General features: G+C 51.0%; 12 protein-coding genes. 8 read left to right on the plus strand and 4 right to left on the minus strand.

All coding sequences use genetic code 11. The annotated features are described in order from the left end of the window. Positions 1-607 precede the first annotated feature (607 nt). Complete coding sequence (locus tag BP758_RS07955; RefSeq protein ID WP_292370339.1) at positions 608-1,270, plus strand: hypothetical protein; 663 nt, start codon at positions 608-610, stop codon at positions 1,268-1,270. 541 nt (positions 1,271-1,811) lie between these two features. Here the strand turns inward: BP758_RS07955 and BP758_RS07960 are convergent. Next, entirely contained in the window at positions 1,812-2,303 is a 492-nt protein-coding gene (locus BP758_RS07960) for a DUF367 family protein (protein WP_292370340.1), read from the minus strand. Between the two features lie 30 nt (positions 2,304-2,333). Here BP758_RS07960 and BP758_RS07965 point away from each other — a divergent pair, with 30 nt between their 5' ends. The 4 genes from BP758_RS07965 (at position 2,334) to BP758_RS07980 (ending at position 7,364) form a co-directional block, all read left to right on the plus strand. Continuing rightward, positions 2,334-3,206, plus strand: a complete 873-nt coding sequence (locus tag BP758_RS07965) for a nucleoside 2-deoxyribosyltransferase (RefSeq protein ID WP_292370341.1) — start codon at positions 2,334-2,336, stop codon at positions 3,204-3,206. A gap of 45 nt (positions 3,207-3,251) precedes the next feature. Further along, positions 3,252-4,808, plus strand: a complete 1,557-nt coding sequence (locus BP758_RS07970; protein WP_292370342.1) for a glycosyltransferase family 39 protein — start codon at positions 3,252-3,254, stop codon at positions 4,806-4,808. Positions 4,809-4,823: 15 nt separating this feature from the next. Continuing rightward, positions 4,824-5,933, plus strand: coding sequence for a GtrA family protein (locus BP758_RS07975; RefSeq protein ID WP_292370343.1), 1,110 nt, complete (start codon positions 4,824-4,826; stop codon positions 5,931-5,933). Between the two features lie 96 nt (positions 5,934-6,029). Continuing rightward, positions 6,030-7,364 (plus strand): hypothetical protein, encoded by a 1,335-nt coding sequence (locus BP758_RS07980; RefSeq protein ID WP_292370344.1) that lies wholly within the window; start codon positions 6,030-6,032, stop codon positions 7,362-7,364. A gap of 43 nt (positions 7,365-7,407) precedes the next feature. Here BP758_RS07980 and wecB read toward each other — a convergent pair whose 3' ends face one another. The 3 genes from wecB to BP758_RS07995 form a co-directional block, all read right to left on the minus strand. After that, positions 7,408-8,505, minus strand: a complete 1,098-nt coding sequence (gene wecB, locus BP758_RS07985) for a non-hydrolyzing UDP-N-acetylglucosamine 2-epimerase (RefSeq protein WP_292370345.1) — start codon at positions 8,503-8,505, stop codon at positions 7,408-7,410. 184 nt (positions 8,506-8,689) lie between these two features. Next, the gene (locus BP758_RS07990) at positions 8,690-9,421 is read right to left on the minus strand and encodes a glycosyltransferase family 2 protein (protein WP_292370346.1); all 732 of its coding nucleotides are present in this window, start codon (positions 9,419-9,421) and stop codon (positions 8,690-8,692) included. Then, on the minus strand, positions 9,418-10,371 hold the full coding sequence (locus tag BP758_RS07995; RefSeq protein WP_292370347.1) for a lysylphosphatidylglycerol synthase transmembrane domain-containing protein: 954 nt from the start codon (positions 10,369-10,371) through the stop codon (positions 9,418-9,420). The genes BP758_RS07990 and BP758_RS07995 overlap by 4 nt, the downstream gene beginning before the upstream one ends. Positions 10,372-10,569: 198 nt before the next feature. Here BP758_RS07995 and BP758_RS08000 point away from each other — a divergent pair, with 198 nt between their 5' ends. The 3 genes from BP758_RS08000 to BP758_RS08010 all read left to right on the plus strand — a co-directional run bounded on the left by BP758_RS08000 (position 10,570) and on the right by BP758_RS08010 (position 14,246). Then, positions 10,570-11,541, plus strand: a complete 972-nt coding sequence (locus tag BP758_RS08000) for an EF-Tu/IF-2/RF-3 family GTPase (protein WP_292370348.1) — start codon at positions 10,570-10,572, stop codon at positions 11,539-11,541. Between the two features lie 295 nt (positions 11,542-11,836). Further along, positions 11,837-12,406 (plus strand): LemA family protein, encoded by a 570-nt coding sequence (locus BP758_RS08005; protein ID WP_292370349.1) that lies wholly within the window; start codon positions 11,837-11,839, stop codon positions 12,404-12,406. A gap of 13 nt (positions 12,407-12,419) precedes the next feature. Further along, entirely contained in the window at positions 12,420-14,246 is a 1,827-nt protein-coding gene (locus BP758_RS08010; protein ID WP_292370350.1) for a DUF2207 domain-containing protein, read from the plus strand. The last annotated feature ends 96 nt before the right edge of the window (positions 14,247-14,342 follow it).

Below are 14,342 nucleotides of genomic sequence, written 5' to 3' on the forward strand. Positions count from 1 at the left end.
ATACCGAATCTGTAGGAACGATATGAGATAAAGATTGCTTGTTTTTAGTGAAGGGAACCGTACGGTCCGGTTTTTTAAAGAGATGAGAGCTCATTTGCGCTCTATGGAAATCTCATAAACGAGATATGCAGCCCCCCCTCTTGCGCCACCAGTCCCCCGAAGGGGGACGGGGCGCACATGCGATGCCTCCATATTACCTGAACATGAAAACGATCCACTGGACGGGCAGTAGCGGGTTGCGATTCAGGCGCTGATCCGGGATTTGATGGGGATGGATTAGGACTTTTTGTGGCAAGATCCTGTTCCTATCCTGCCAGTCCATGTATCCAACGCAAATTAAAATTTATAAATTATAACAATATAATCAAGGCTTATGCTTACTGTGACAATTGGTAATAAAATTACAAAATGGCATTTTCTCCCGTTTTTCCTAATTTGGGTAATTGTTTTCTCAATATTCGCCTTTGTTATTTGTCACTTCATTCTGTTTATTCTAATTTCTCTGTTTTTCATAGTTAATAAAAACATAAATTTAATTCCCAATTATCCATTATGGTGGAACCTGGTGGCCGGATTTTTTATTTGGTGTATATCCCAGATTATTACTGTGAATGACGATTTAAAAATCGAGAATAATGCATCTTTAGAGGATTGGAAAAAACCTAAAAATACATTTACAAAAAAAACTATAACATCTCATTTTCCCGTATGGATAAAAAATATCTGGCACTATATTGATATTGTCCGCTTTTTTATCTCTTGGAAACATTACAACGATGCCTTAAATGGTTGGAATTCCATATGTGAAAAACCAGAATATGAGGCACAAAAATCGCATGACGCAATAGTAGTGATTATTTATTCTTTCATTCGTCCAGATCCTGTGTTTGTGGGAGTGGATTTACTAATCAATCACATGTTCAATAATGTTCACTATAAGGTATATTGTTGTGAAAACTCAAAAGATTTTTTTGATGTTGTAAATAATCCAAATGTTAAGAATTTATGGATTTTTGGACATGGGTCTCGTGAATTACTCAGATGTTCTGATAAGAAATGTGAATACGAAAAATTGGTTCGTATTTTAATTCCAGAAGCATTAAACAAAGATTATGTATATCAATTTACTTGTAACAATAGCGATGAAAAGTCTTTAGCGGATTATTTATCTAATGGGAATGGTTTTGCAAATTATAAAATTAATAATGTATATGAAATAAAGAAATGGATTGAAAATATTGTAATGGATGATAGTTGGAAGACGCATTAAGAAATTTTTTAAGTTTTTTCCATGCAGAACACTACATCCATCCTATTTTTCCGAGAATTACCCCGCAACAAAAAATTGCCATTGGCGATAGTTTGGCTTGTGGGTAACCCTTACCCCTCAGCCCCATATTAGAGCCCACCCCGCCCGCTAAAAAAAATGGTACCCCCCTACCCCCCACCGTTCACTCAGCAGAAAAAATGATCGGACCGATCATTTCCGGAAATGGTCGGGGTGCCCGTACTTTTTCCAGTACCGTGACATGTGTTTCCACTGGAGCTTCAGGAGAGAACGGGTGGTCGCCCCGACCGTACTCGATCCATGGCCGGACCGATCATTTTCAAAAAAGATCGGACCGGCCATGGATCCACGCGGATCTGAGGTGACCCCCCCTCCCCCCTACCCCCCGCACCGCAAAAATATTGGTCGGGGCGGCCGATCATCCCAGGAGGCCACCCCGACCCTCCGGCCACATAGCGGAGGAGGGTACCCTCACTTACCTGGACAAAAGGAAAAGATCCAAAAATAACCGATCCACAAATCCTTACAAAAACAGCGCCTGGAACTTTACGACCTCGGTGCTGTCCTTTGCCGTGACATAGAGCTCCAGCGGCTCCTTGTTGACTTCTAAAAACCGGATGCCCCAGCTGACACAGCCGAGGATCTGTGCCGCCCGCTCCTGTTCGCCAAGGATGTAGAGGGCTGCGGCAATCGCTTCTACCGAGGTCAGCTTGCAGGGTTTGCCGAAGTTCACGGGATTTGCCGCCATCAAAAACGGCAGCGCCCGCCGGATCCGCCAGGAGCTCACCGCCCCGGTATCGAGCACCTCCCACGAGCAGTCGAGGGCGGTGATCGATTTCACGTTTTTGTCTTCGGGTGAGAGGGCCTTTTCCGCGGTCGGGTCTAAAAGCAGGGTATTTCGCGGGATCTGCGAGATCGTTTTTACGATCCGCAGGTGTCCTGCCCGCTCCAGTTTCTTTACCGTGCACTTCCGGGGATCGCAGCTGTTGTCCCGGTAGGCAACAAGCGGAATCATTGATTATTCTGTGCGTGCCAAGATAGTATAATGTACGTGCTCTGCGCTCCCTGTATCCTCTCCCCGGCACTTCGGGCAAAGGGGATTACGCACCCCTCCGATATCGCCCTTTTTGCAAAGTCGATCGGACGGTGCAAAAAGTTCGGGATCGAGGTCGTGCCTCTCCCCTGCCCCGAGACCCGGTACCTGGGTGCGGACCGCGAGCCCGGCACCTTCCTCGAACGCCTCAACACCCCGGAGTTTGCCACCCTCCTTGACGAACTTGTCGGGAAGGTAAACGATATCGTAAAAGAACGCGGCCCGCCGCTCTGTATCCTCGGCGTCAACTCCTCGCCGACCTGCGGGGTCACGAGCACGTATTACGGTACTGAAAACGGGAGGCCGCCAAAAAGAGAGGGACGGGGCGTCTTTTACGCAAAATTCCCGGAGATCCCGGCGCTCGACGTTACTGAGTTCTCGCAGTACCGGGTCTATCTCGCCGCCCCGCTCTTCTCCGAGGCCGAACGCTCGTACAATGCCCGTGTTGCAGCCGTGCTCAAAGAACACTGTTTCGAGGTCTTCCTCCCGCAGGAGAGCGGAGACAACCATGCAATACGGGGCCGGGACGAGCACCGCCGGATTTTTGCCAAAAACAAACGGGCGATCCACGACGCAGACATCGTGATAGCCATCATCGACGGGGCCGATGCAGATTCGGGGACCGCGTGGGAGATGGGCTATGCGGCAGCGCTCAAAAAGAACGTGATCGCTCTCCGGACCGATTTCAGGATGGCCGGCAGCCACGAGCGGGTCAACCTCATGCTCGAAGAGGGTGCGACCGTGGTATCAGATACCGGCGGGATGCTTGCGGCGCTGGGGATGCCGGTAGTATCCCGGCCCGAAAAAGAACCGGCCGTTGAATAAGATAATCGGGGCTCTCGTTTTGTTACGGGTAGATATATCTGAATATTGACAAATAGAATAGTGAGCGCGATGGCAAAGAAAAAAGACGGAGATAAACGAGGGTCCCGGCAGGATGCAGCCGGGGAATGCGATCTGGATGATGGCTATGTGTCCCCGGTTGCATCGTTCCGGGACATTACTTTTGAAAATATCCGGTCGCTTGTCACGAAAAGCCGGTATGTCCAGGCCCTGATACTTCTTACCATCGCCGGGTTTATCCTGCGGTTCTATAATCTCGGGTACAACTCCCTCTGGCTGGATGAAGCCACTACGTATAGCTATTCGTCACACTCCATTTTTGGCATCTGGGGGTTGACCACTGGAGGGGAATTCAACCCGCCGCTCTTCTACTGGATCGAGCATGTCCTGCTGATGTTCGGAAACAGTGAGGCCATCCTGCGTTTTGTCCCGGCACTGCTCGGTGTTCTTTCCATACCTGTCTTTTATCTTGTCGGGAAGGAATTCCTTGACCGGAACACCGGGATTATTGCCGCCGCTGCCTGTGCGGTCTCGCCCTTTTTGATCTACTACTCCCAGGAAGCCCGGGCATATGCGGTGATGCTCTTTTTTGTCGCCCTCGCAACGCTCTTCTTCTTAAAAGCCATGAAAACCGGTTCATGGACAGAATGGGTGCTGTTCGGTGTCTTTTCAGCCCTCGCGTTCTGGACCCATTTCTATGCATTCGTGATGATCGCAGCGCTGGTCCTGTATGCGCTCATCATCTGGGCACCGAAGATCCGTACCGAGCTCAATAACCTGAAGCTGCTCGCGGCGGGGGTCGTTGTATTTGTGGTCCTCACACTCCCCCTGATCCTGGTTACGATCGGCCTCTTTGCAACACGAACGGCCTCAGCACCGACCTACGGGATCCAGGGACTGACCCTGATTCCCGAAACCTTCAGCCAGATCTCCGGGTTCAACGAGCTGGTCATGGTCCTGTTTATCGTGCTCTTTGCCATTGGAATCATCCAGGCATTTCTTATCGACAAAAACAAGGGAATTTTCCTGGTACTGGTTACTATCCTGACCTTTGTCATCAGCTTTATCCTCTCGTTTAAAATGCCGATGCTGCCCCGCTACCTGATCTTTTTGACCCTTGTCTTTTTCATCGGGATTGCTCTGTGTTACCGTACCCTGTATTCCCTGTGGAGGAGCCGGGCTGTTGTGTATTGCTTTATCGCGATGTTCTGCATTATCAGCGGTGCATCCCTTGCTGCAAGCGGGTATTATACCGGGTATTCCAAGGAGGACTGGCGGGGTTTCTCTCAGGCACTGGCAGAACGGACGAGTCCCGGAGATATCGTGGTCGCAGTTCCCGGGTATATGACCCAGCCGCTCGATTACTATTATTCGGCCGGTAAGGACAATACCCGTGAATCTGGTGCAACAACCGGTAAAGATCTTGAAAACGTCTATGCCGGGCGGGGCAACAGTACGATCTTCTTTGTTGTCACCTCGGATATCAGTGCAGCTGATCCCAACGGGGATGCTGTTCTCTGGCTCAAGAACAATACGAAATTTGCCGGACAGGATACCGGAATTTACCTCTTTACCTCACAATAATCCCTGCGTGCTGCCATGTACGACCTGACTGTCATCATCCCCACATTTAAGGAAGAAGCAAACATCGCTGCAATCATCCGTGAAGTGGACACCGTCTTCTCCCGGAATGCCATTAATGGCGAGATCCTTGTGGTGGATGACAATTCACCGGACCGAACAATTCCCATTGTCAGGGACATACAACAGACCAAATCCAATGTCAGCCTTGTTGTCAGGAAAAACGATCCGGGACTTTCCCAGTCCGTTGTGGAGGGGTTCCATACAGCGCAGTCGGATATCTTTCTGGTAATCGATGCAGACCTCTCCCATCCCCCTGCACACATCCCGGAGATGCTCGCTGAGATCAGGGCCGGCAGCGATATCGTCATCGGCAGCAGGTACATGCAGGGAGGGGGGATCCAGAAATGGCCACTCAAGCGCCGGGTAATCTCCCTTGGGGCCACCTTCCTTGGCCGGCTGCTCTTCCCGGAGATTCATGACCCGGTCAGCGGTTTTTTTGCGGTTAAAAAGGGTGTTGTCGAAGATGCCCCCCTTAAACCGCGGGGATATAAGATACTCCTCGAGGTGCTCGGGAAAGGTCACTGGAAGACAGCAAAGGAGATCCCGTTTGAATTTGTGGACCGGGCGGTCGGCTCAAGCAAGCTGGGCCTAAAAACCATCGTTGATTACGCAGCCCAGGTAACCGATAATGCCCGATATTCCTGGAACCACCACGACAGCGCGGTCTGGCAGGAGTGGAAAAAGCTCTTCAAGTTCGGGATGGTAGGGCTTTCCGGGATTGTGGTAAATGAGGGGTTGCTCATCTATCTTAAGGAATTTGTTCATCTTGTCCTCCCGGTAGCGAGTATCATCGCCATCGAACTGTCTATTATCAGCAATTTTATCTTAAACGATCTCTGGACGTTCCGTGCAGATCGGGAAGAACACGCACTCGGGCATCGGTGGCAGCGGTTTATCTCGTTCCAGGTGGTCTCTGTCGGAGGGGCAGCGATCAATTTTGCCATCTTAAACGTGCTTGCAACGTGGGCCGGTGTCGATTACCGGATCGCAAATATTCTGGGGATTCTGGTGGCATTTATTTGGAATTTCTTGGTGAACCGGCGGGTGACGTGGCAACGAAAGTAGACTTTCTGATTTGTTGTTAATCGAAATATACTTCAATTGTACATAGAATTTATTTATAATTAATATGTGTAAATGAATATTGTTCGGTGAAGAAAGATGGGTAATAAAAATAAGAGTCTTGGGGAAGAATTTGAAAAAAAAGGGAAAAAAACAAACAAATCGTGGATATTCCTTGACAATCCTTTTAAAAAAACTGATGTTGGGATAATAAAGCATCATCTTTTTTTGCTCATAGTGTGCTCCCTTCTGACAAAAGTTGCCGTTTTTTTTGCCACTCCTCTGATTTTTCATTCGTTTATTGATTATTATGATTTGGGGTATTATCTCCAGCACGGAGTTTATCTGATGCAGGGTCAACTACCGTACTTAAATTATAATTTTGAATATCCGGTCCTGTTGTTTGTCCCTATTATTCTCTCCTTGATTCCCGCGCTTCTTTTGCAAAATGCATGGGGGTTTATATATACATTTCAAATTTTAATGATAATTTGCGATATCATTACCCTTTTATGCGTCTATTTAATTGTTTTAAAACTTCGTAACGAGCGTACAGCGTTTATCGCCGGATTGATTTATGCAACAGCATTTTCAACAGCATATTTTGTCATCACAAAATATGATGCATTTCCGACGTGTTTCTTAATGATTGCTGTCCTCTTTACCATTTATGAAAAGAATATGAGAAGCTACCTTGCTGCAGCACTTGGATTCTTTGCCAAGATTTTTCCCGCAATAACGTTCCCTTTTATTATCCTTTATCACGCTAAGAAAACTTCTTTAAAGCAAGAAATAATTGACGTCTGTAAAGTGATAGTTCCTTTTGCACTAGTATTCATTTTACCCCTTATCATTATACGGCCGGATGCACTCAAATCCTATTTGTTTGCCACTGGGGCGAGTGTTGGTGTCTATGTTAATACTGTTACTTATACGATCTATTCTTGGCTGAACGGACTCTGGCATATCGGTATAACTACAGGGGAAATTTCCGTTTGTATGTACCTGCTCATGGCTGCAGTACTTTTCTATCTGATCTATAAATCTTATAAATCAACGGAAAATCGCCAGGAAACTCTGATAAAATGCCTTCTGTGCGCGCTTATCGCGGTAATTTATCTCACAAAATTTCACAGCCCTCAGTATATTGTCTGGTTTACACCGCTCCTGTGCATACTCGTAGCTGACGATCTCTATAAAATAATCCTATTTTATCTGTTTCAAATATTTGCATTTATTGAATTTCCACTAATGTTTGGTGGATTCTATACAAATAATCAGTATACAAACCCGACCGGGTCATTAGGATGGTACGTCACCCTTGTGTTTTTCACTCTGCAGTACTGTATTCTCCTCCTCCTCATGTACGTAACCATCAGGCCATCAGGAGCTTTTTTTCAGAATTTGAAAAGAATTCTATTTAAGGGTAAATAAAAAATACAGTATTAATTGAATCAACTTCTACCTTTTTCCTCGTTTATATTTCTGAACAGATTGAATGAAGTATCTTATCCCCCGCATTCCCGTCACCGAACGGATTCTCCCAGGAGTCCTGTTTTTCAAGCATGGTTCCCGCAGCTTTGATAATGTTCTCGGGCGACACCCCTGCCACGATATTTGCCCCGACTGCAACGGTCTCCGGTCGTTCTGTAGAATCCCGTATTGTTACGCAAGGCACGCCGAGGATGCAGGTTTCTTCCTGCACTCCCCCGGAATCGGTCAGTGCCATACGGGCATTCGATTCGAGCTGCAGGAAATCCAGAAATCCCTGCGGGGGGATGAGGGAGATACCTTTGAGGTCAAGTCCGAACGATTTGATCATTTTTTCCGTCCGCGGATGGACCGGGAATACCATGGGTATCCCGGTTGCGGCATGGAGCCGGGCGAGGGCGGAAAAGATCCCTTCAAGGCGCGTTTTGTCATCCACATTTTCCTGACGGTGGAGTGTCACCAGGAAATACCCTTTCTCTGAAAGTCCCAGATTTTTCAGGGTATTTCCGGATTCGTTTGAAAGGACGACATTCTGCCGGACAGCATCGACGATCGTATTGCCGGTCACGACAATCTTCTTTTCGTCGATCCCTTCGTGCAGGAGGTTTTTCTTAGCCACCTCCGTTGGTGCAAAACAGTAATCCGCTACATGATCTGCGATTATCCGGTTGATCTCTTCCGGCATGGTACGGTCAAAGCTCCGCAGACCAGCCTCCACGTGGCCCACCTCCACCGGCAGTTTCTGCGGCCCCCGTACATAGCATTTGGAAGCGGCCAGCGTTCCTGCAAGTACGGTGTTGGTATCTCCCTGGACAAGGACTACCTCCGGTTTTTCTTCGGCGAGGATCTTTTCCACACCAGCCATGATGGCCCCTGTCTGAACGGCATGGCTTCCGGAACCGACATCGAGATTATACCGGGGCGCGGGAAGGCGGAGATCCTCAAAAAAGACCCGGTCCATCTCGTAAGAATAGTGCTGGCCGGTATGGAGGACAAAATAATCAATACCCTGTTTTTCGCACGACCGGATAAGGGGGGACATCTTGATGATCTCCGGCCGTGTTCCAAGGATGATGGCAAACATCGTTATGTGGTGTTCTCACGAATCGTATTTTAAGTTAAGGAAGATCGTGGTACACGCCCGGGCGGTCTTTTACCGGGGGGAGTTATATTCAGGACACGTACCTTGACAATTCCTGCGAAAAAGAGAACCGGGGGTATTCCCCGGCCGGGAGAAAAAACATCACCCCAAGGAATTTATAAAATCTTCAGGTCCATTCTCGGTGAAGGTATTTGGTCTTAAAAATCTTGTAAAGCATCACCAGGTTGTTTTTGATCTCTTTTTTCACATTGATCTTCGAATACCCGTATTTCCGCCTCAGCAGCGGGACCGGGATCTCCACGACGTTTTTACCGGCGATGAGCAGTTTGGATATGATCTCCGCATTGATCTCGAAATTGCTGCTGGAAATAGTCAGTTTTGCCAGTTCTTCGCGCTTGTAGAGCCGGAAGATCGGGCTGACGCTGGTAATCTTTTTCCCGAGAAGGCAGCGGTACATGAAGTTCACCGAGGCGCTTAAAAATAACCGGAAGGGTGTAACCTCCTCCATCAGCCCCTCCCCCATGTACGGGGACCCGGAGACGCAGTCTGCACCGGTCTCCCGGTACTTTTCAATGAGTTTTTCGATATCTTCCGGCCGGAACGTCAGATCGGAATCCATGGTAACGACGAGTTCTGATGTGCAGGCACCAAGGCCGGTCTTAATCGCATTTCCCATGCCCCGGTTTATCCCATGCTCGAGGAGGGTGATATCCGACCGGCCCTGTGCGACAGCCTTTATCTGCGCTACCGTATCGTCTTTGCTCCCATCGTCGACAAAAATATAGGAAAACGTCTCCCCGGTCTTACGGGAAAGATCCTCGACAACCGGGAAAAAATCCTCAGGGTAATGCAGTACGTTCTCTCTCTCGTTATACAGCGGGACAATAATCGAGATCATGATGCAGCCTCAGCCTCGTTGAGCCGGTCATAGGAAAATTTGGAAAATACAAATCCCAGTACAAGGGCGTAATACATAGAGATGATACGATCGGTCAGGACAATCGACATCGCACTTACCGGAGGAACTCCGACCTGCTGGAAGAGGAAACTCAAGGATCCTTCCGTCACACCGATGCCGAGCGGGATCTGGGAGATCAGACCGGCAACGATAGCGAGGCTGAAGAAGATCGATACCTGCAGCGGGTTGAGCCAGTACCCGAATGCGAGGGCGATCACCCACAGCCGGGCGAATTCAAAGACCAGCGATACTCCCGTGATTACAAACACGGCAAAGATGTCGGGCAGCGGGAGTTTTTTGATGTGGAATTTTACCTCTCCGGTGTTAATTACCGGCACACGGACGAGCAGCCTCTCCAGCAGCCCCATGAAATAATCGGATTTGAAATAGAACAGGGCGAGGATAATCAGGATTACCGCGGTAAGCTCGAGGACAATTACCGAAACCCCTTTCATATTGATAAAAATAATTGCCCCCGCGGTCAGGGCGAGGATCAGCAGTTCGAAGAACCGCTCGTAAAAGATCATCGAAACGCCGTCAAAAAAGTCCATCAGGTGTTTTTTCTGCATATAATATGCCTTGAAGAGGTCGCCTACTTTTCCCGGCGTGATATTGGCGAAATACAGGCTCGACACCGTGACAATGGATGCTTCGCGCATTGAAATAGGCTGGTTGTATTTTTCGCTGAGGAACTTCCACCGGTAAATTTTTACCAGGATATTGATGTTGGAGAGGACAAAGGCTAGTATGAGCAGCGGGATGCTGATGGTAAGAAGGTAAGGGATGTTTTCAAGAATTCCGGAGCCGCGGAGGATATAGACCAGGATCAGGAGTCCTATGAGTAACAGAACAATCTGGATTATCGTCTTTTTATTTTTTGAAAGATCCATGGATCACCTGAAGCGCGGAATTATAGTATCGCTGAAACACTACACTGGTACATAAGCTAAAGAACATTATATTTCCCGCACCTTCTCTGATCCGTTGGGCCCGTTACTTTTCCGGATTGGACCCAGTCTGATAAAATCCCGCCCCTCATCAGGGTCTGTAAAAGATATTACAGGACAAAACCCAATACACTTACCATCATGTCCAATATCACCGTCGCCGTCCTTGCCCCGAACGGCTATGCAGATACCCTGGGAAAAAAAGGTACAACCAGCGATATCACCTTCTATAACCTCAAGAAAGGCCCTGCGACCGTCACCTTCATCGAACCGACCCGGTACCCGGAGAAACTCTCCTCGCTCTTTTATGCGATCTCCCTCGCCGACCGGGTCCTCCTCGTAGTCAGCGAGGTCAACGCCACTTTCGGCGAGATGGTGCTGATGCTCCAGTGCGCCGGGAAGGCAAACGGCTCTCTTGTCCTCAAAAACTACCTCTCCCCCGACCAGATCGCGCCGCTCATCAAGGGCACCGTGCTCGAACACTACGATGTCGTCGAGGACGAACCCATCGGCATCCGGGAAAAGCTGCTCGATGCCGCGGCAAAGCTCTCGGCCCACCAGAAGACCAAGGAGGGCGCATCCATCGGGTCCATGCCCATCGACCACCACTTCAATGTCAAGGGTGTCGGGAGCGTAGTTCTCGGCTGCGTTGCTCATGGCGTGATCAAAAAACACGATTCGCTCAAGGTGCTCCCGACCACGAAAACCGCACAGGTCCGCTCGATCCAGAAGCACGACGAGGACGCCGAGATTGCAGTGATCGGCGACCGGGCAGGTCTTGCCCTCAAGGGGATCGAAGCCGAGGATCTCGACCGCGGGTATGTCCTGACAAACGACCCCGCGGTAAAGACCGCGTCCACCATCACCGGGCAGGCCCAGCTTGTCAAGTACTGGCCCGCCCCCATCAAGGAGGATATGGTCGTGTACGTGGGCCACTGGATGCAGTTTTTGCCCGCCCGGGTCACCAGGGTCGTTGCCGGCAGCGACTGGCGGATGCCCGAACTGACTATCACGCTCGATAAGGATCTGGTCTTTCCCCCGGGCGCAAAAGTCGTGCTCAACTATCTCGAAGGCGGCAAGCTCCGGGTTGTCGGGACGCTGGCGATTGCATAAATCTCTTTTTTTCTGCCGTACTATTCAGGGGCCCGGTTTTTCCCGGTACACCGGATCAAGAAAGAATCCCGATCCCGTACCGGGCGTTTTTTAAAAGTCCGGCCCCCTCAACCTCTCATTTTTCGATCCCCTCTCCGGCGTAACGCAGTCTGTAATGTTACAGCCGGTCTGTAACTTTACAGTTCAACTGTAAGGTTAAGTACTCCAGCGATCCGGGCCCCTTCGGATTTTTTCCGTCCCTGCCCTCCGCCCTCAGCCTTATCTTCTTGCGGGTGTACCGGTATGGTGATACACCATGCTCGGAGATATCATTGGCTGGATCATCCTGATTGTCATCATCCTTGTTATCATCGGCCTCATCATCTGGGCCGTCGGGATCTACAACCGGTTTTTCTCGCTCAAGAACTCCTCGGAAGCGACCCTCGGGCAGATCCGGGTGGCAATGAAGAAACGGCTCGACATGATCGAGCAGCTGCTCGGTGCGGTCAAGAGCTATGCAAAGTTCGAACAGGACACGCTCACGAAAGTCACCGCCATGCGTGCAGCGGTTGCTACCGCCGGGCCCGGGGACTTGAACAAGGTCGAGGCCGAGTCCCGCTCGATCTTCGGCCGGCTCCTTGCCGTTGCAGAGAACTATCCCGATCTCAAGACCGCGAGCACGGTCACGAACCTCATGGGCTCGGTCAAAGACCTGGAAAACGAGATCTCCCGGCAGCGGTACACCTACAACAACATCTCCCAGGAGTTCAACACGATGATGGACACCATCCCTTCGAACTTCATCGGGCACATGATACACCTCAACAAGCTTGAGTATCTCCAGTTCGAAGAAGCCATAGCGACTGCCCCCAAGATCGAGTTCTGATGGGGAATCGATCGTGAGCGAAACCCGGCAGATCACCCTTATTTTTGCCATCACGCTGCTCCTTGGGATCGCAGCGTTCGTCCTTGCCGTTGTCGTCCCGCCCCTCGTCCACGGGGACCTCGTGGTGGACTCGTACCGGGCTACCCTCTCGGATACCGGGACCCTGCAGGAGCAGTACGTGTACAATGTGGAGTCCTCCGGCGAGTACCGGATGCTATACCGCTCGTGGGAAGCCCCGCTCGTCTTTGACAGCCGCAACAGCTCGTCGATCCAGTTTGTCTCGATCGATGCGCCCGCCGGTTCCGTGGGATATGCCAAAGACGCGTCCGCCGCCGTGCGGGTCACCGGTTCAGCGGACAGCGCGGTCTCCGACAGGATCGCGCGTCTCGCGGACAAGAACGAAGTGGGGATCTACAATCCCGGGTATTTCTCCGAAGGAACCTATACGGTAACGACCGCGTACGTGGTCCATCCGCCGCTCGAAACTGACGGCACCCATACGCACCTCAACCTGAAATTTGCCGGCACCAGCCACATCCCCTACCAGTATGTCATGATCACGGTGCCGGCGGACAATATCGAACAGGTCTATGCGTACCCGCCGACCCTGTCCGCCGATAAATCCGGGGACACCTACACCATCACGGGCAGCGTTGCCAAAAACGAGATCATCGCGGTAGAGATGGTGGGGAACAAGGACGCATTCGCGGCAATGCCCGGGGTCTGGAGCACGACAACGGATGTAGCAGCGAAAGCAGCATCCGCGAGTTTCTGGTACGATCTCCCGTACACCCTGGCCCTCGTTGTCAGTTACCTGGCAAAGGCGCTTGTGATCCTCGCACCGTTCCTCCTGCTCCTTATCTATTACCGGTACGGGCGCGAGCGGCAGTTCACGGTCACGACCTTTTTGAGCACCATCCCGAACCCGGAGCTCAAACCCTGGCAGGTGAACCTGCTCTTCAAAGGCGATGCCCTGGACTTCGACCAGGACGGCTACTATGCCACGCTCCTTGACCTGCACCGGAGAAAACTCGTCGAGATAACGACAAAGGGGGACGGAAAAGAGGTCTCAATCCGCGTCCTTTCCACGGCAACATCTGACCCGTACGAGCAGCGGGTCCTGGCATTTTTAAAAGCCGTGGGGAAGAACGATACGCTCGATTCCGACGCTATCAAGACGCTGGTGAGCGATGCCCGCACGAGTATGCCCGCAATGGAACAGGCGCTCCGGTTCCAGAAGAATCTCACCGATGTGACGCGCCGGGTGGATACCGCCATCTCCTACCAGTATATGGTGGACGGCCGCGACCACCTCACCCCGTTTGTTGCGGTAAGCGCCGTGCTCTGCGTAGTCACGTTCATGGCAGCATTCGTGATGCCGGTGCAGGGGTCGCTCCTGTTCCCGGCAGCAGCCCTCCTGCTCGTGGTGACGATCCAGTTCGTGATCGCATGGGCGGCTCCTTCGACCCTCTTTGGGCACTGGAAGGACGACCATTACAAGGACAAACTGGAATGGGACGCCTTTGCCCACTTCCTCTCAGACATGGCCATGATCCGGAAGTATCCCCCCGAGGACCTCCCGATGTGGGGCGAGTGGCTGGTCTACGGCACTGCCCTTGGCGTGGGCGACAAGGTGGAAGCGGCCATGAAGTCGCTCGATATCCCGGTCCCCGAGACCGGTGTCCCGACAGGAGTTATGGGGATGAATATGGTCTTTGTGCCGCTCATGACCTTTGTTCCTCCCGGCCAGGGCGGGAGCGGGGGAGGAATGGGCGGTTTTGGCGGAGGAGGTTTCGGGGGCGGCGGGGGCTTTGGCGGCGGCGGAGCCGGCGGGCGGTAGGACACCCGCCCGACCCGTTTTTCGCCATCTCTGCGCCTTATTCTCCAAACCGTGCAGGAGAAAGGGAGCAATCCGTTTTTTTGTAAGAGAAAAGAG

Origin of the sequence: Methanoregula sp. UBA64 (assembly GCF_002502735.1) — an archaeon.
Lineage (GTDB): Archaea > Halobacteriota > Methanomicrobia > Methanomicrobiales > Methanospirillaceae > Methanoregula.